Source organism: Arthrobacter sp. B0316-5-4 (genome assembly GCF_059090325.1).
The window spans coordinates 582,858-600,046 of the sequence record NZ_JBNHFN010000001.1 but is presented as its reverse complement, the minus strand read 5'-3'; the positions used below and the strand labels follow the sequence as shown (position 1 = coordinate 600,046).

The window sequence follows — 17,189 nt, the reverse complement described above, 5'->3', positions numbered from 1 at the left end:
GTGGCTGGGATGCCACGGGTAAAAACTCAGGAAGCGGCCGCACCGACAGCGGTCCGCCAGCGGGAGAAGTGCCGTTCAAGGGCCACCAGCAGGAAGTTCACACCGAGCCCCAGCAAGGACACCGTGAGGATGCCCGCATACATGTCCGGGATCAGGAAGCTGCTCTGCGCATTGACAATCAGGTAGCCCAGACCAGCCTTCGCGCCGACCATTTCGGCGGCGATCAGCACCAGGATGGATGCGGTACCGGCCATGCGGATACCCGTGAAGATCGTGGGCACGGCGGAGGGCAGGATGACCTTCTGGAAAAGCCGGAAGCTATTGAGCCCCAACGAACGCGCAGCCCTGATCAGGAGCGGGTCCACGGTCTTTACACCGGCAATGGTGTTCAGCAGCACCGGGAAGAACGCCGCGTAGGCCACGATGCTGATCTTGGATTCCTCGCCGATGCCCAGCAGCAACGTAAACACCGGTAGGAGCGCCAGTGCGGCCGTGTTGCGGAACAGCTCCAACAGCGGGTTCAGGACTGAGTTCAGCCGCCCGTACCAGGCAATGAGCAAACCCAGCGAGACACCCGCCACCAGCGCTGCACCGAAGCCCGCTACCGAGCGCGTGAGGCTGGCCGCGATGTGACCCTGGATAGTGCCGGATTCGAAGAGCTTGCCCCAGGCCAGGAGCACTTCATGCAGCGGCGGCAGGAACACCCGTGTGGAGGGACTGGCCAAGTACGTCGGCCCCAGCTCCCACAGCGCCAGGAACGCCAGGATTGCGGCGGACTTCCACACGGCTGAACCAAGCACAGCGGCGACGCGGCGCGCTTTGCGGGGTGCCGGCGTCGTACTCTCCCCGGCGGCTGCCGTCACGGAAGGTTCGACGGCGGTTGTCTGGCCGGGTGCGGAGGTTGCGGTATCCGGATGTGTCAGCGTGGTGGTCATCAGGCCGCGCTCCTTTCAGTGATGGTGGTCGCAGGTTCATCCGGTGCGCTGCCGTCCGGCAGGATCTTGCGGTGCCCGGCGTCCTGGGCTCTGCGGACTTCGTCGTGCAGGAGTGTCCAGACCTGATGGCGGTGCTCCACGAAGGCGGGGTGGGAGCGGATGTCCTCGTCGCCGTCGCGGTCGGGGATGTTGATGTCCACGATCTCCTTGAGCCGCCCCGGTCGCGCGCTCAGCACGGCAACGCGCTCGCCGAGATACACGGCCTCGTCGATGCCGTGGGTAATAAACACGATCGTCTTGCCTGTGGCCTTCCAGATCCGGAGCAGTTCGTCCTGCAGCTGCTCGCGCGTTTGGGCATCCAGTGCTGCGAACGGTTCGTCCATGAGCAGCACGTCCGGCTCGTACGCCAGGCTGCGGGCGATGGCCACGCGCTGCTTCATGCCGCCGGAGAGTTCATGCGGGTAGCGGTCCTCGAATCCGGCGAGCCCCACCAGTGCCAGATATTCGCTGGCTTTTGCCGCACGTTCCCGGCGGTTCAGCTTCTTGCCATCAGGGCCTACGCCTTCAAGGCCGATCGAGACGTTCGCCGAGGCCGTCCGCCACGGAAACAACGCGTACTGCTGGAACACCACGGCACGGTCCTTGCCCGGCCCGGTGACGGGCTTGCCGTCCACCAGTACCTCTCCGGAGGTCGGGGTGGACAACCCGGCGAGAAGGTCCAGCAGGGTGGTCTTGCCCGAACCGCTGGGACCAACCAGGGTGAGGAACTCGCCGTCACGGACGTCCAGGCTCAAAGAATCGATCGCGGTGAGCCGGGTGGCGGCGGTGGTCTTGGTGGCCCGGACCGTAAATTCCTTGGTGACGTTCCGAAGACTGATTTTCGAGGTCATGACGATCCCTTCTTGTCGCCAGCGAGCTCGTTGAACTCGTTGGTGTAGTACTTGGAGGGGGTGAGCTTGTCCTTGACGATGCCGGCCGAGCTGAGCCAGGCCTCCCAGCGGCTGAAGTCCTCGTCCTTGATCACGCCGGCGTCGGGGACTCCGGGGCTCTTCCAGAACTTCAGGTTGGCCGTGCTCTCATTGCGGCCGCGGCCCTCGATGATCTTCGTAAACCGCGCAATGACTTCCTCACGCGGCGTCTCAGCGGCCCACTTGATCGCCTTGGCCACGCCTGTGGTGAAGGTGCGGGTGGTGTTCGGGTTCTTTTCGATGAAGTCGTTGCGGAGCACGATCTGGCCACCTGCAAAGTTTCCAAACAGCTGAACATCGCTGAACAGGGAGCGGAGTCCGCCTGCTTCGATGGCCCTGTCCTGCAGTACACCGCCGAGTGTTCCGGCATCAACCTGGCCGCGGCGGATGGCTTCCTCGGTGTCGTTCGGTGCCAACGGGACAAGCTGGACCTGCTTGATCTCGTCCGCGCTCAGTCCATTCTTGGTAAGCCACGTGTTGATGACTGCTTCGTGGTGGGCGCCCAGGGTGTTCACGGCGATCTTCTTGCCGATCAGGTCCCGGGGCTCCTTGATGGTGCTGTCCGCCTTGACGTAATAGCCGCTGAACGTCTTCTCGTCCGAGCCGTAGTAATTGACTACGCCTTTGACTGGGGCTCCGGCTTCGATGAGTTTGACCACCGCGCCGGAAAACGCGCCGCCGAAGTCGGTCTGGTTGGTCGCAGCGGACTGGATGTCCTGGGGCCCACTGGTGGTGTTGCCCACCCAGTTCAATTTCAGGTCGCCCAGGTAGCCCAGGTCCGCAGCAAGTTCGGGGAAGGTCACGTTGTTCGCTGAGCCCTGGTAGCGGAGTTCCTTGACTTCGTTGCCTGCTTGGTTGGCTTGTCCGGCTTCGGCTGCACCGCCGCAGCCGGACACCGTCAGCGCTAGTACGACGGCGGCCGCGACGCTCAGGAGGGGCAGATGCAGTTTCATGGGAGCTACTTTCAGATGATGGGGGTGTTGGGTGGTCGGCCGCTGCGGGAGTTTGAAAACCCGTGCAACGGCTTGGGAACGATGAAAGCCCATTTCGACGGCGTGTGGGAAGCGATCGGGTAACGCCTGGAAACGCTGCGAAACAGCCCGACACGGGAGGAAATCCAGGGCAATTCCCGGCAACCGGGGGACACAAGACGCCGCGTTGAGCCCTGTGAACAACAGCGTCCGGTGGGACCTTTACGACTGGCGGGTACCGTCGTCGGGCGTTCATACTGCGGGACCCCACAGTCATATGGGGTTTAGTTCGTATTGATCCTCACAACCGGGCGGAATTCTTCGCCTTGCGGCACGCTGGACGGATACGGTAGATACATGACGTCTAGCATCGCCGCCGAGTCCATTCGGCCTACCCGCAACATTCCCGCCGATATCGCCCGTTCCTGGCTTCTTGTCAATGCCATGAAAACGGAGCTTTTTGATGAATCTGCGGGCTCGCGGGCAGACGCGATCATCCTTGACATTGAAGATGCCGTGGACCCTTCCCAGAAGGATGCCGCCCGCGAGAACGTGGTGAACTGGCTGACCGCCGGTGGCCAGGCCTGGGTCCGCATCAATGACGCCACCAGCCCGTTCTGGGCCGATGACCTCGCGGGCCTGCGCGGCACGCCCGGACTTTTAGGCGTTATGCTCGCCAAGACCGAGTCCGCCGACCAGGTCACCGAGTCCTACCACCGCATGGACGGCAAGACGCCCGTCGTGGCGCTGGTCGAATCGGCCCTCGGCATCGAGGAAGCCAACCACATCGCCCGTGCGCAGGGCGCTTTCCGCCTCGCTTTCGGTTCCGGCGACTTCCGCCGCGACACCGGCATGGCGGCCACGCCGGAGGCCATGGCCTACCCGCGTGCCAAGCTGGTTGTCGCCAGCCGCGTCGGTAACCTGCCCGGCCCTATCGATGGACCTACCGTGGGTACCAACCACCCCATCCTGCGCGAGCAGACCGGCATCACCGTGACCATGGGCATGACCGGCAAGCTCTGCCTGGCCATCGACCAGACCACGGTTATCAATGAAGTCATCAGCCCCACGCCGTCGGACGTCGCCTGGGCCACTGACTTCATGAACGACTTCGAAGCCAACGGCCGTGTGATCCGCGATGGTTCCGACCTTCCGCGTTTGGGTCGCGCCGAGAAGATCATGAAGCTCGCAGTGGCTTTCGGAGTCCAGCCTTCCCTGTAGGCATGCTGGTCCACGGAGTCTCATGGGACTCATCCGTGCCTGTGCTGAGGCTGATGTCGCCGCAGGGGGAATTTTCTGACGTGGCGTTGGCCCAGGGTGCGTCCCTGGGCCTTCGCGTTGCCCCCGGTTTGTGGTGCCTTGGCCATACCAAGGTTCACGGACCCGGCGACCGCACGCACGTTCCATGCCCCAGTGGTTCGCCGGCCGAGCGGGGCAAACAATGCGGGGCCTGCTTTGCCCGGGACGATTCGCGGTTGATGCATGACTTCCACCGCGGCGGCTCCGTCCCGTCCGGACTGCGGGCGTACCTCATGCAACCGCACTGGCTCTACGTGGCCACCTTCGCGAACGGTGCCACCAAGGTGGGGACGGCTTCCGCGCCACGCAAGTGGAACCGCCTGGCTGAACAGGGCGCCGTGCACGCCTTCTACGTGGCACACGCGGAGGACGGCCGCATCGTTCGCATCCTCGAGGACCTTGTAACCCGCGAACTCGGCCTCGTCCAACAAGTCCGCTCGGCAGCCAAGGCGACCGGACTGGTGGAGCCGCGTACCGGCGTCGAACTTGCCGCTGTGAACCGCCAGCATGCCGGGAGCGTGCGGGAACTGTTGGGCGGCCTGGCCATGACCGGTTACGCGGTTGTGGAGGAAGAGTGGGACAGGCCCGCGCTGGCCGATACCCTCTGCACCGCGCGCACCGGCCTTCGCCACCCTTACCCTGCAACGTTCGACGGCGGCGGGCACGGTTTGCGGGTCCGCTCGCTGTCCGGAGCGATCGCCTTGGTCGGCCTGCCCGACGCTTCCGGGAATGAGGTAGAGGGCAGTTTCGTGGCAGACCTTGGCGCGCTGAAGGGCCGCAAAGTGGAGTTCGGGCCGCACACGACGGAGATCCCGGCCCTGCAGGACTCGCTCTTCTAGCCCCCACTGCGCCGGTAGACTTGGACGGTGCTTGAACAATTCTGGGCCACCGCCCCTACGGCCTACAAAGTGCTGGTCTTTGGCGCCATGGGCCTGATCGCCGTCGGAATTATCCTGAGCATCGTGGGCAACACCTCCGGCAACCAGGGACTGGCATTGGCATCGCTTCCGCTGATCGGCGTCGGCTTGCTCCTGCACGTCGCGGGGCTTGTGGTCCGCGGCCAGAAAATCCGCAAGGACTACAGGAAGTAAACCAACCCTGCGGGCCGATAGGGTTGGATCATGAGTATCAATCCGGACCTGCAGGGCCGAAGCTACCCTGCCGCAGAGGTATACGACGTCGGGCGCGAAAAGATTCGCGAATTTGCCCAAGCCGTGAAGGCTACCAACCCCGCGCACTTTGACGTGGACGCGGCAAAAGCCCTCGGACACAGCGACCTCGTAGCCCCGCCAACGTTCGCCATCATTGTCGCCCAGCGCGCTGACGCGCAGCTCGTGCAGGACCCCGAGTCCGGCATCGACTTTTCCCGGGTGGTCCACGCCGACCAGCGTTTCACGCACCACCGCGCCATAGTCGCCGGTGACCGCCTCGTCGCCGAACTGCATGTCGACGGCGTCCGGGCCATGGGCGGTGGAGCCATGATCACCACACGCTCCGAAATTTCCACCGAGGCGGGCGAAAAGGTCGCCACCACCACCTCATCCATCCTGGTCCGCGGAGAGGGACAGTAATCATGAGCCCCACATTCGAAGACCTCGCGGTTGGCCAGGAAATCGGCACCCGCAGCATCGACGTCACCCGCCAGGACCTGGTCAAGTACGCCGGGGCTTCAGGCGACTTCAACCCCATCCACTGGAACGAAGCCTTCGCTACCTCGGTTGAGCTGCCTGGAGTCATTGCGCACGGCATGTTCACCATGGGAGCCGCAGTGCAGCTGGTGAGCGACTGGGCGGGCGACCCGGCCGCCGTCGTCGATTACCAGACCCGCTTCACCAAACCTGTCCTGGTCACGGACACCACCGGCACGGACAATGCCGGCGCCGTCATCGACGTGACCGGCGTGGTGGGAGCCCTCGACGCCGATGCCCGCACCGCCCGTATCGACCTCACTGTTGTCGCCGCCGGACAGAAAGTCCTCATGAAGTCTCAGGCGGTCGTGAAAGTCTCTTGAACCAACCGAACGATTCCAAGCAACGCGCCACTGCGACCCAGATGCTCCAGTGGCGCGTCGCTGTTCTGACGTCCTATGCGGCCAGCGGTGTTGCGTTCGCAACCTGGGTGTCTCGGCTCCCGGCGATCCGTGACGGCTTGGACCTGACACCCGGTGGCATCGGGCTCCTGCTCATGTGCATGACTGTGGCGTCGTTCGTTTCGATCTCCGCTTCCGGACTCATCGTGCTGCGGCTCGGCCCCAAACTCACCAGCTGGATCGGGAGCTGCATGGTGGGGGCAGGGCTGGTCACTATTGGTGTGGGGGCCTCCATCGCCGCGAACCCCGTCGTTGTGGCCACAGGTTTAGTGGTGCTGGGCCTGGGAACAGCCAGCTGGAACACGGCGTCCAACGTCGAAGGCGCAGCCATGGAGCGGGCACTGGGACGGCACGTCATGCCGCACCTCCACGGCGCCTTCAGCCTGGGTACTGTCGCGGCTGCGGGGTTTGGTGCGTGGGCCGCCGCCGTGCACCTTGCCGTCTTCTGGCATTTCCTGATCGCGGGTGTCGTGGTGACTGGCTCCGTGGTGACCGCAGGATTCTTCTTCCGGGCGGAGAAGACCGCGGCGCCGGCCCGCCCTCACCTCTCGGAGGAAACCGATACCTTCCAGGACCCCTCGACAGGTCCGTTGCCCATCATCACCCCGGGGTCCGCGGAAACCGGCACCCCCGCTGCACCACTGGACAACAAACGGCTCGTGGCCCTTGCCTGGCGTGACCGACGAACGTTGCTGATCGGCGTACTGGTCCTCGGCCTGGCCCTGGCCGAAGGCGCCGCGGGAGACTGGGTGGCTCTGGCACTCGCCGACGGCTACGGCCAGTCAGATGCGGCAGGAGCGGTTGGCTACGGCCTGTTCGTCACGTTCATGACCATTGGACGCTTCGCCGGCACCGCCATCCTTGACCGCTTTGGGCGGGTAGTGGTGATGCGCTGGTGCTCGGCCACCGCCGTCGTGGGTCTGGCACTTTTTGTCTTTTCGCCTGTGCCGTGGCTCGCGTTCGTGGCGCTGGCCGTTTGGGGCCTTGGCGCCTCGCTGGGGTTCCCGGTGGGGATGTCAGCTGCTGCCGACGACCCCGTGCACGCAGCCGCCCGCGTTTCCGTGGTCTCCACCATCGGGTACGGGGCATTTCTGTGCGGACCGCCGCTCTTGGGCCTGCTTGCCGAACACTTTGGCATCCTCCATTCCCTCTTGGCGCCACTTGTGATGCTGGTGGTCAGCTTCTTCCTGGCTCCGCTCGCTGGCCAAACCACAGCGAAGTCCATGCAGCCCAACGAAGCCCGTTAGGCTTGATTGGTGACCCAGACGCTGCTTTCCGAATTGACCACAGCCGCTGTCGGCGGCCCCGCAGGGAACTTTGTGGAGGCCCGCACCGAGGCCGAAATCATCGACGCCGTACGGTCGGCTGACGCAGCGGGCGAGAAACTCCTGATCATCGGCGGTGGATCCAACCTCCTGATCTCGGACGACGGCTACCCCGGCACAGTCCTGAAGATCGCATCCGAAGGGTTCACAGTGAACTCCGAGGACAGCTGCGGTGGCGTGTCCGTCGTGGTGCAGGCCGGCCACAACTGGGACGCCCTGGTGCAGCACGCCGTGCTTCACGCCTGGTCCGGCCTGGAAGCACTCTCCGGTATTCCAGGTGCCACGGGAGCCACGCCCGTGCAAAACGTGGGAGCTTACGGCGCTGACGTATCGCAAACCATTGCGGCCGTGCGGACGTGGGACCGTGGACGCAACGCCGTGCAGACCTTCACCAACTCCGAGCTCAAATTCGGATACCGCGACTCAATCCTGAAGCAAACCACCGTCGACGGGTCGCCGCGCTACGTGGTCCTGACGGTCGAGTTCCAGTTGCCGCTGGGCCGGATGAGTGCCCCTATCCGCTATGCCGAGCTGGCCCGGGTGCTGGGTGTGGAGGCAGGCAAGCGCGCCTACTCCAACGATGTCCGTCGTGAAGTCCTCCGGCTCCGGGCGTCCAAGGGGATGGTCCTGGACAAAGAGGACCGGGATACCTACTCCACGGGCTCCTTCTTCACCAACCCGATCGTGCCGGCGGAGCGTGCGGCAGGGCTGCCCGCCAACGCACCGCAGTACCCCGCGGGAACCGATGGGCTGGTGAAGCTCTCCGCTGCCTGGCTGATCGACCAAGCCGGGTTCGGCAAGGGCTTCGGGCTCGAAGAGGGCAGCGTTTCCGGAGGCCGGGCGTCTCTGTCCACCAAGCACACGCTGGCTATCACCAACCGTGGTTCAGCCTCAGCCGCGGATATGGTGGCCATCGCGCGCGAGGTGCGGGCCGGCGTCGTCGAGCGTTTTGGTATTGAACTGCACCCGGAACCGCTGTTGATCGGTGTGTCCCTCTAAGGCGCGTATTGGGTTCGCGAGGGGTTGGCTCTCGGCTCTATGGATGCCGAATACTCCCGGGGTCCCGCCCCTTGGCGTTTCCTAGCGCGTTCGCCGTTCGGCGATCGGCAAAACCTTGTTGAGCAGCAAGAACGTCAACCCGCAACTGATGGAGCCCAGAAGGAATATCTGGCTAAACGCGATGCTCTGCGGCGAGGGACCACTCGGCATGAACAGCCCGGCCGCAGCGAAGCCCACCAAGCCCAGGAGCATGACGACGGACCCGAGCAGGAAGCTGCGGACTTGCGCGGCCGCGGCCGGGTAGAACCACGGCTCGGGCGCGTCATCATCACGATCGGACACGGGCTGGCTGGCCGCAGCTGTTCCAATGAGGAGCGCGGCCGTAGCCGTTGCGACCAGGCTGACGGTTTGGATGGCCTGCATTGATGGGGAAAGGCTGACCCCGGTCCCGACGGCCACGATCAGCCCGGCACCAAGTCCAACGAGCGTGCAGAACCAGCCGGCGGTAGCCAACCACCGGCTCATCGGCCGCACAAACGGAGCGAGGTCACCAAAAAGCATGAACTTATCCTAGGTTCCCCTGCTGGGTGACGGCTGGGAGGCGCGGCAAGGTTCCCTGTGCCCGCGTGCGCTCTTAGGATGAAGCATGCCTACACCGCTGACTCCCCGCGTCATGGGCCGGCTCCGGCTCGCCAGCCAGGGCCTTCTGGCCGGCGGCTTCCCCGGCATCGCCGATGCCGTCCGCTGGATGACGGCCATGCAAGCCCAGGACCTCGGGATGGCTTTCTGGGCTGTTGGGCAACGGGTGCCCGGTGTTGCGGCCTCGGACGTCCGCGCAGCACTCGACGCCGGGACGGTGGTTCGCTCCTGGCCCATGCGCGGCACCCTACACCTGCTGGCACCCGAAGACTTGCGCTGGATCCTGGGTATCACCAGCGGTCGGCTGGCAACCATTGTGGCGGGCCGCCACCGCGAACTGGCCATCACCGCCGACGACATCAGCCACTGCCGCGACATAGCGTACAAAACCGTCGAGGTCCTCAGAACAGGCGAGGGCACCGCCGGGGCTACCCGCGAGCAGCTGTTCCAGGCTTTTGAGGAAGCCGGCCAACTCACCAAGTCCCAGCGCGGCATCCACCTCTTGGGAAGTCTGTGCCGTGAAGCATGGCTCGTACAAGGGCCCATGGCGGCCTCGGCCGGTAAAGCCGGTGTCCAGCAACTGTTTGTGCCCTTCGACGACTGGATTCCGAAGTCCAGGGACCTGGGCCGTGACGAAGGGATTGCAGAGCTCCTCTTCCGCTACTTCCGGGGCCACGGTCCAGCGACCATCAGGGACTTCGCATGGTGGAGCCAAGTGCCGCTCACCGAGGCCCGCGCTGCCCTGGCATCCGTGCGGGACCGCCTGGTCGAGATTCAGTTCCGCGGCGCCAGCTATTGGCTGTCACCCGAAGCGGCCGCAATGCTCGACGACGGCGTTCCCGGCTCCCGCTCGCTGCTGGCACTGCCCGGATTCGACGAATACCTTCTCGGGTACCAAGACCGAAGCCTGGTCCTCGCCCCGGAGTACGCCGAACGCGTGGTGCCCGGGAATAACGGCGTCTTCAAGCGCATCATAGTTTCCGGCGGCGAAGTGGTGGGGACGTGGGCCCGCTCGGTCTCCGGCAAGGCCGTCAGCGTGGTTCCGGAACCGTTTGCAGGAGCGCTTGGACCCGCCGCCGAGCGCTCGTTCCAGGCCCAGGGACGGGCATACCTGAAGTTCATGGCGAGCTGAGGGCCGGCCGGCACGGGTGGTCCGTGGTTGGCTCGCTATTCCGTGGTTGGCCGGCGACGTGGGTGCGGGTTGGCAACGGCTTTGAGTGGGGCAGCGGGGTGCCGGCGCATTCCTCGGCACCCCGACTCCGATGAGCTGATCCGGGTTGTCCACATACGGGAACTGAACCCTAGTGAGGCATCCCCGTGCCCCGGACGATGGACAGATGCAAACAAAGAAACTTGACGACCACATCTCGCGCCTCTGGCCCGGCACCTCGGTGGCTACAACAGCAGACTTGTCCGGGCTGGGCTTTAGTGATCGGGTGCTGACAGCTGGCGTCCGCTCCGGGAAACTCATCAGGCTTAGGCGTGGGGCTTACGTCAGGGCCCAGGATTGGCATCGGCGGAAGCCATGGGAGCAGGACTTGATGAGGATCGAGGCGCATCATCGCGGCGCGCGTACAACCAGTGTCTATAGTCATGCCAGTGCCGCACGGTTGCACGGATGCTCCCCTTGGGACAGTGGTTCCCGCGTTCACGTCACCACACCGTTTTCCCCGGCCCAAGGGAGCTCCGGTGGCGACCTTGAGGCGCACGGAGGCCCGCTGCCTGGGGCTGAGATCGTCGAGGTGCTGGCCCCCTGGCAACGGCCCATCCCGGTCACCAGCCTTGAGCGCACCGTGGTGGACTGTGCGCGGACCTTGGACTTTGAGAGGGCTTTGGTCATCGCGGACCAAGCTCTTCGAAAGGGTGCTGATCCGCGCGTGATGCGCGATTATCTCAGTACCGGAGCGATCACGCGGGGTGCCCGACGGTTGTGGCGGATCCTGGAGGCAATGGATGGCAGATCCGAATCAGTGGGGGAGACCCGCACCCGCGTGCTCCTGGACCGGCTCGGCATCGTTGGTGCAGACCTTCAGGTAGAGGTCACCACGCCAATCGGAACCTACACGGGAGACTTCGGTTGGTGGGACCACAAGCTCATCCTCGAGTTCGATGGTCGAGCCAAGTACTTCGACTACGCCCCAACCGAGGACGTCATTTTTCAGGAGCGGCGGCGGGAGAAAGCCCTTATGGCGATGGGATGGAATGTCATCAGGATCGAGTGGGAAGACCTCAGCAGGCCCTGGGAAGTTGAGCGCCTACTCAAAACGGCCTTGGCTAAGGCAGGAAGTCGAAAACCCGCTGTTCCGTTGCAGGGCAGCAACGGAACAGCGGGTTAGCGGAGTGTGTGAGCGGGCGGAACCTAGAGCTTGCCCGTCGCGATGTTGAGCATGCGGCGGAGCGGTTCGGCCGCACCCCACAGGAGCTGGTCGCCTACAGTGAAGGCGCTGATGTACTCCGGGCCCATTTCGAGCTTGCGGATACGGCCCACAGGGATGTCCAGCGTGCCGGACGCGGCCACTGGGGTCAGGTCCGCCATGGAAGCTTCCTTGGTGTTGGGAACAACCCTGGCCCACTCGTTGTCCTTGGCGAGGAGGTTCTCAATCTCGGTGACGGACAGGTCTTCACGCAACTTGAGCGTCAGGGCCTGCGAGTGGGAGCGCATGGCACCAATGCGGACACAGAGACCGTCCATGGCGATGTGGTCCTTGCCTGCGGTGCCGTTTCCGGTGCCGAGGATCTTGTTGGTTTCCACTCCGGCTTTCCACTCTTCCTTGGACTGGCCATTGCCGAGGTCGGCATCGATCCAGGGAATCAGGGAGCCAGCCAACGGGACGCCAAACTGGGTGGCGTCAACGCCGGTGCGCTGTGCCGCGAGGACCTTGTGGTCGATCTCGAGGATGGCCGAGGCAGGATCCTCCAGTTCGCTGCTGACCTCGTTATTGAGGGTGCCGAACTGGTTCAGGAGCTCACGCATGTGGCGGGCACCGCCACCGGAAGCTGCCTGGTACGTCATGGACGTACCCCACTCCACGAGGTTGTTCTTGAAGAGGCCGCCGAGGCCCATCAGCATGCAGGAAACCGTACAGTTTCCGCCGATGAAGTCCTTCACGCCACCGGAAAGGCCTGCGTCAATGACGTCGCGGTTGATGGGATCCAACACGATGATGGAATCGTCGTTCATGCGCAAAGTGGAGGCAGCATCGATCCAGAGGCCGTCCCAGCCACGGCTGCGGAGTTCGCCGTGGACCTGCTTGGTGTAGTCCCCACCCTGGGCGGTGACAATAATCGGCAGCTTGGCCAGCGTCTCAATATCGAACGCATCCTCGAGCTTGCCTGCCCCGTCAGCGAAGGAAGGGGCGGCACCTCCTGCGTTCGAGGTGGAGAAAAATACCGGGTTGATGTTGGCAAAGTCGTTCTCTTCCTGCATGCGCTGCATCAGGACGGAGCCGACCATGCCACGCCAACCGACCAGTCCAACGGACGGATTAGCTGCTGTAGTCATTCACCCAGTCTAAACTTTCGGAGCGAACTGCCGCTGTTGGTTACGTCACGGCAGCGACGCACGACGACGGCACCCGGCCCAGCGGCTGCCCCACCCCAACGCGGACTGCTGGAAACGCTAGCTGCCGGCTTTGTGCTCTTGCACCAGCGCGGCTTTGCGTGCCCGCACGGCGAAGAATGAGCCAAATGTGAATACCTGGGTCACGATCACCAGGATGATGATGCCCACGATCTTGTTGCCGCCCAGGATCATGGTCAGGCCCACGATGGCGGAGATCAGGGCAAAGAGCGGCAGCAGCATGTACCCCAGCACGAACAGGGTTTCGGGTTTCTTTAGCATGCAGTCGTTCCTAGCGTTCGTTCCGGCGCCACGAGGTGAACCGGTAGTTTGTGCCATTTTTGGCGGTGAGCCAGCCCTCGGCCGGCGCCATGGTGTCAAAGGTCCAGTCGTTACCGAGTTCGGGCGCGAAAGTGTCGCCGTCGAAGTCGGCATCGATGATAGTGACCACGGCAAGGTTGGCGAGGTTCATGGATTGCTCGAAAATCTGCGCGCCTCCGATGATCCATACTTTCTGGCCGCCGGGCGCGAACTGGGATTCCAGGAGGGCCTCGTCGAGCGAGGAGACCACCAGTGCCCCCTCGGCCTCGGGCGTGGAGGCCCACTCAGCGTTCCGGGTCACCACGATGTTGGTGCGCCCGGGCAGGGGGCGGTACTTCGCGGGGAATGATTCCCAGGTCTTGCGGCCCATGATGACGGGGTGGCCGGTGGTGAGCTGGCTGAAGTGCTTCAGGTCCTCCGGCAGGTGCCACGGCATGCTGCCGTCCTTGCCGATCACGCCAGCCTTGGTCTGGGCCCAGATCATCCCGATCCCGGTCATCGCGGCAGCTGTTTCCTGGGTGAAGATGACGCCCGGGAGCTGCGCGGGAACGTCGGCGGAAGGAGTACTCATACGGCGATCGGTGCCTTGATGGTGGGGTGGTGGCGGTAGTCCACGACCTCGAAGTCATCCAGGGTGTAGTCGAAGATTGAGTCGGGTTTGCGGAGGATCTTCAGCTGCGGGTATTCGTACGGTTCGCGGCTTAGCTGCTCGGCAACCTGGTCCACGTGGTTGTCGTAGACGTGGACGTCCCCTCCCGTCCAAACGAATTCGCCGGGTTCAAGTCCCAACTGCTGCGCGACCATGCGCGTCAGCAGGGCGTACGAGGCAATGTTGAAGGGGACCCCCAGGAACGTGTCCGCCGAACGCTGGTACAGCTGGCAGGACAACTTTCCGTCGGCCACGTAGAACTGGAAGAACGCATGGCATGGGGGCAAGGCCATGTCCTTGAGCTCGGAAACGTTCCAGGCGGAGACGATGTGTCGTCGTGAATCCGGGTTGCTGGCAAGGCCCTTCATGACCTCCGAAATCTGGTCGATGTGTCCACCGTCGGGGGTTGGCCAGCTGCGCCACTGGACTCCGTACACCGGCCCGAGTTCGCCGTCCTGATCCGCCCATTCGTCCCAGATGGAGACGCCTTGGTCCTGCATCCACTTGACGTTCGAGTCGCCGCGCAGGAACCACAGGAGCTCCACTGCCACGGACTTGAAGTGGACCCGCTTGGTGGTGATGAGCGGGAAGCTCTCGGCAAGATCGAACCTCAACTGACGGCCAAAAACGCTGCGCGTCCCGGTTCCGGTGCGGTCCGACTTGTGCGTGCCGTTGGCCATGACGTCGCGCAGAAGGTCTTCATAGGGGGTGGGGATACTCACGGGTCCAGCTTACTTTGCCGGGGCGGGTTGCCGGTCATGGTGCTGGCATGTCGGTCGCGGGGAATAGTGCGAATGAGCCCGCGTACAGGGGTGATGGCGGTGATGACCGCTATCGCTGCCAGGACCATTCCGACGGTGACGGCAGGGCTTGGCCCGAGCGGGTAAACCCCCGGGGCGGGCAGGAACAGCTGGTACCAGATACTTCCTGAAGTCATGAGGAGAAGGGCAGTTTGCCCCAGGCAATAGGCGCTCAACGTCCTGACGATCCGATACATTGAGATTGCCCTCAAGGCGGCGTCCAAGCCGGCGTCGCCGTCGCCTTCGGGGATACCACGACGTCGGCGGGCAGCGAGGATGGCCAAGGCACCTACCGCAGCGACCACCAAGGTGGCGGTTAAGGCAGCTGGCCATGCCGCCTCACCGAGTGGCTGTCCGTCGAAAATGGCCACCGTGAAGGTGATGGAGGCAAGAAATACAAGTGCGCTGGCCGAGGCGTAATACGACAACCCGCGGGACACGGGACGAAGCGGCCACCTGACAGGTGCCTCCTGGGTGCCGTAATTTCCTCCTATCAGCAGGTCTCCTCCCCAGATGGTTGCCAGAAGGAACGCGGTCACCAGCCCCAGTGCGAGGGGCGCCACCCACGCATTCTGGGGCTGGGTCAAGGCGTACATTGCAGCCACACCGCCGATTCCCGCCAGCCCTCCAAGTGTGCCGAGTGCAACCCCGATGTTGATGGTGAGCCTGGCGGCTCCGTGAGTTCCGGGATCAGCGCGGAGGGCCCGGACGCTGGTGGACTGACCCGCGGAGACGAGCGAGGGCATGGACGGAACCTGCCACCACAACATCACCAGCAGTACGGCCATATTGACGAAGCCCAGGGCATTGAACCATGACGATTGCCAGGCGGCCCCGGGCTCTGGTTGTGCCGCGAAATTCCCGGCGATGCTCGCTAGGCCGGCCGCAATGGTTGCCACGGTGCGTAGAAGCCGGTTGGCTGCGATGCCACGGAGCGTCCGGTCGTCGTCGACGTCGAGTGTCTCCAGTTGACGGCGACGCGCGATCACCAACAGCAATAGCCCGGTTCCGGCGGCGAGGACCAGCAGTGCGCCTCCGAGCCACATGGCCAGCTCCCAGCCAGGAATCCTGCCGTCCTGTCCTTGGCCGTAGTACCCGGTATTGACGTTCTGGGGCTCCGGCGGGGTACCTGAAGGGGCCACCGGAGTGTAACCAGGGAGTGTGGCGATCCACGCAATGACCAAGGCCGCGAACGCGAATATTGCCGCCGTGGTCCAGGCGAGTTTCCGGGGGACGAAGTCCCGGACCCCGCAGACCGGCAGTTTGGCGAACCTGCGCTCTCCCTTGGATCTTGGATAGCTGAGTTGGCCCAGGGCGTGGACGCCGAGGCAGGCGAGGATGGGCCATCCCAGGGCGGTCCCGATCTCTTCAGCGGTTGCCGGAGCAGAGGACAACGTTGGATTCCCGTGCAGGATCCCCGCGTTCATGGCCCCTTGGAGTGAGCTGGCCATCCAGCCGATGATTCCCACCCACAGCCCGTGCGAGGCCACGGACTGGGCATCGGGCCTGGACCAGACCTGCATCCGCAGGAACAGGTACACCACGGCAGCGCCGATAACCGGTCCCAGGAAGAACAGCGTGGGCACTGCAACCAAAACAAGACCCCCAAGTCTTTGAAACGAAGTTCCTACGATTCGCCACAAAGAGTCGGGGGTCAAGTCATACGTCAGTCGTCGAAGGGTTTGACCTGTTCCACGGAGACGATCTTCCGGTCGGCGCCCCGCGCGACCTGGCACACGATGACCTCACCGGGAGCCAGGTAGGGGTCCGCGGTCGGCAGGACGGCCCGCAAACTCGAAGGCATGTGCTGACCCAACTGTTTCAACGCCGTGGGCAACGCGGGTCTGTGCGTGCACACCGCGATGGGTACCTGCTTGTCGAACAACGCCTCAACAGCGGCAGCAGTCTTTTTGGGGGAGCGCTGATGGTGGTGTTCCGTGAGGGCTTCCACCAGCTTCACCTTCGCCCCACTGGCTTTGGCGTAGGGCGCGATGGTGGCGACGCACCGCACCCATGGGCTGGTGACGACGCGCTGTGGCTTCCACACTCCGAGGAGGCGCTGCACTGCCACAGCTTGCCGCTGGCCGGTTGCCGCCAGGGGCCTGTCACCTTCGGCCTTGGTCCACGAGGACCGGGGCTTTGCCTTGGCATGGCGGATCAGGATCAGGGGCCACGTGTCCAGCTCGCCACGGACGTGGGCCTTTTCGAGGTATTCCAGCGGCTCGACGTCGGTCGGGTTGCTCAGGAACGTGGCCGCCCGGTCGGGGCTGCACCACATGACGCTGTCCACTTCCTTGCCGTCCGGGCGCAACTGAGCACCGTTGACTTTGACGGCCCAGTATCGGACCACCTTCAGCCCGGCAGCCACATGGTAGTGGATAGGTGGGAGCGGGATGCCGAGCGGGGCCTGGAGCCCAATCTCTTCCCATACTTCACGGGCGGCGCATTCGGGAACCGTTTCGCCGGCGTCGAGCTTGCCTTTGGGCCAGGACCAATCGTCGTAGCGTGGCCGGTGGATCAGGAGCACCTCAAGGGCACCCTTGTTGACCCGCCAGGGGATGGCTCCGGCCGCAACGACGGCCACGGACTCGCCAGGGTGGTCTGTTTGATCGGCCACGGGGGTATCGCTGTTCAA

The 17,189-nt window shown here is 64.2% G+C and carries 19 protein-coding genes; 9 read left to right on the top strand and 10 right to left on the bottom strand.

The annotated features are described in order from the left end of the window. Nucleotides 1–26: 26 nt before the first annotated feature. Genes AC5RU9_RS02800 through AC5RU9_RS02790 form a run of 3 tightly spaced genes read right to left on the bottom strand, consistent with a single transcriptional unit; the run spans nucleotide 27 to nucleotide 2,856 of the window. On the bottom strand, nucleotides 27–935 hold the full coding sequence (locus tag AC5RU9_RS02800; protein WP_494015222.1) for an ABC transporter permease: 909 nt from the start codon (nucleotides 933–935) through the stop codon (nucleotides 27–29). After that, entirely contained in the window at nucleotides 935–1,825 is an 891-nt protein-coding gene (locus tag AC5RU9_RS02795) for an ABC transporter ATP-binding protein (RefSeq protein ID WP_211712081.1), read from the bottom strand. The genes AC5RU9_RS02800 and AC5RU9_RS02795 overlap by 1 nt, the downstream gene beginning before the upstream one ends. Then, complete coding sequence (locus AC5RU9_RS02790; protein WP_494015221.1) at nucleotides 1,822–2,856, bottom strand: ABC transporter substrate-binding protein; 1,035 nt, start codon at nucleotides 2,854–2,856, stop codon at nucleotides 1,822–1,824. The genes AC5RU9_RS02795 and AC5RU9_RS02790 overlap by 4 nt, the downstream gene beginning before the upstream one ends. Before the next feature lie 375 nt (nucleotides 2,857–3,231). Here AC5RU9_RS02790 and AC5RU9_RS02785 point away from each other — a divergent pair, with 375 nt between their 5' ends. The 7 genes from AC5RU9_RS02785 to AC5RU9_RS02755 are packed head-to-tail and all read left to right on the top strand — an operon-like array spanning nucleotide 3,232 to nucleotide 8,586. Then, nucleotides 3,232–4,095, top strand: coding sequence for an HpcH/HpaI aldolase/citrate lyase family protein (locus AC5RU9_RS02785; protein ID WP_211712083.1), 864 nt, complete (start codon nucleotides 3,232–3,234; stop codon nucleotides 4,093–4,095). Nucleotides 4,096–4,097: 2 nt separating this feature from the next. Beyond that, entirely contained in the window at nucleotides 4,098–5,012 is a 915-nt protein-coding gene (locus AC5RU9_RS02780) for a DUF2797 domain-containing protein (protein ID WP_494015220.1), read from the top strand. Nucleotides 5,013–5,039: 27 nt separating this feature from the next. Then, on the top strand, nucleotides 5,040–5,264 hold the full coding sequence (locus AC5RU9_RS02775; RefSeq protein ID WP_494015219.1) for a DUF3188 domain-containing protein: 225 nt from the start codon (nucleotides 5,040–5,042) through the stop codon (nucleotides 5,262–5,264). Nucleotides 5,265–5,294: 30 nt separating this feature from the next. Continuing rightward, complete coding sequence (locus AC5RU9_RS02770; protein WP_416404920.1) at nucleotides 5,295–5,744, top strand: FAS1-like dehydratase domain-containing protein; 450 nt, start codon at nucleotides 5,295–5,297, stop codon at nucleotides 5,742–5,744. 2 nt (nucleotides 5,745–5,746) lie between these two features. After that, the gene (locus tag AC5RU9_RS02765) at nucleotides 5,747–6,184 is read left to right on the top strand and encodes a MaoC family dehydratase (RefSeq protein ID WP_494015218.1); all 438 of its coding nucleotides are present in this window, start codon (nucleotides 5,747–5,749) and stop codon (nucleotides 6,182–6,184) included. A gap of 41 nt (nucleotides 6,185–6,225) precedes the next feature. Continuing rightward, a complete protein-coding gene (locus AC5RU9_RS02760) occupies nucleotides 6,226–7,509 on the top strand; it encodes an MFS transporter (protein ID WP_494015469.1) in 1,284 nt (427 codons plus the stop codon). 9 nt (nucleotides 7,510–7,518) lie between these two features. Next, on the top strand, nucleotides 7,519–8,586 hold the full coding sequence (locus AC5RU9_RS02755) for a UDP-N-acetylmuramate dehydrogenase (protein WP_494015217.1): 1,068 nt from the start codon (nucleotides 7,519–7,521) through the stop codon (nucleotides 8,584–8,586). 81 nt (nucleotides 8,587–8,667) lie between these two features. On the opposite strand, the gene AC5RU9_RS02750 is transcribed toward AC5RU9_RS02755, so the two are convergent. After that, a complete protein-coding gene (locus tag AC5RU9_RS02750; protein WP_235517162.1) occupies nucleotides 8,668–9,147 on the bottom strand; it encodes a hypothetical protein in 480 nt (159 codons plus the stop codon). An 85-nt stretch (nucleotides 9,148–9,232) separates the two neighbouring features. Here AC5RU9_RS02750 and AC5RU9_RS02745 point away from each other — a divergent pair, with 85 nt between their 5' ends. Next, nucleotides 9,233–10,357 (top strand): winged helix DNA-binding domain-containing protein, encoded by a 1,125-nt coding sequence (locus AC5RU9_RS02745; RefSeq protein WP_494015216.1) that lies wholly within the window; start codon nucleotides 9,233–9,235, stop codon nucleotides 10,355–10,357. Nucleotides 10,358–10,562: 205 nt separating this feature from the next. Then, nucleotides 10,563–11,561: a DUF559 domain-containing protein gene (locus AC5RU9_RS02740; RefSeq protein WP_494015215.1), complete on the top strand. Its 999-nt coding sequence runs from the start codon at nucleotides 10,563–10,565 to the stop codon at nucleotides 11,559–11,561. Nucleotides 11,562–11,584: 23 nt separating this feature from the next. Here the strand turns inward: AC5RU9_RS02740 and asd are convergent, their stop codons facing one another. The 6 genes from asd to AC5RU9_RS02710 form a co-directional block, all read right to left on the bottom strand. Next, on the bottom strand, nucleotides 11,585–12,727 hold the full coding sequence (gene asd, locus AC5RU9_RS02735; RefSeq protein ID WP_494015214.1) for an aspartate-semialdehyde dehydrogenase: 1,143 nt from the start codon (nucleotides 12,725–12,727) through the stop codon (nucleotides 11,585–11,587). 117 nt (nucleotides 12,728–12,844) lie between these two features. Then, on the bottom strand, nucleotides 12,845–13,066 hold the full coding sequence (locus tag AC5RU9_RS02730; RefSeq protein ID WP_211712093.1) for an NF038396 family protein: 222 nt from the start codon (nucleotides 13,064–13,066) through the stop codon (nucleotides 12,845–12,847). A 10-nt stretch (nucleotides 13,067–13,076) separates the two neighbouring features. Then, nucleotides 13,077–13,676: a dihydrofolate reductase gene (locus tag AC5RU9_RS02725; RefSeq protein WP_494015213.1), complete on the bottom strand. Its 600-nt coding sequence runs from the start codon at nucleotides 13,674–13,676 to the stop codon at nucleotides 13,077–13,079. Continuing rightward, complete coding sequence (locus AC5RU9_RS02720; protein ID WP_211712095.1) at nucleotides 13,673–14,476, bottom strand: thymidylate synthase; 804 nt, start codon at nucleotides 14,474–14,476, stop codon at nucleotides 13,673–13,675. The genes AC5RU9_RS02725 and AC5RU9_RS02720 overlap by 4 nt, the downstream gene beginning before the upstream one ends. After that, complete coding sequence (locus AC5RU9_RS02715) at nucleotides 14,473–16,149, bottom strand: hypothetical protein (RefSeq protein WP_494015212.1); 1,677 nt, start codon at nucleotides 16,147–16,149, stop codon at nucleotides 14,473–14,475. Before AC5RU9_RS02715 ends, AC5RU9_RS02720 begins: the two co-directional genes overlap by 4 nt. Nucleotides 16,150–16,220: 71 nt before the next feature. Further along, nucleotides 16,221–17,189, bottom strand: a complete 969-nt coding sequence (locus AC5RU9_RS02710) for an NUDIX hydrolase (RefSeq protein WP_494015468.1) — start codon at nucleotides 17,187–17,189, stop codon at nucleotides 16,221–16,223.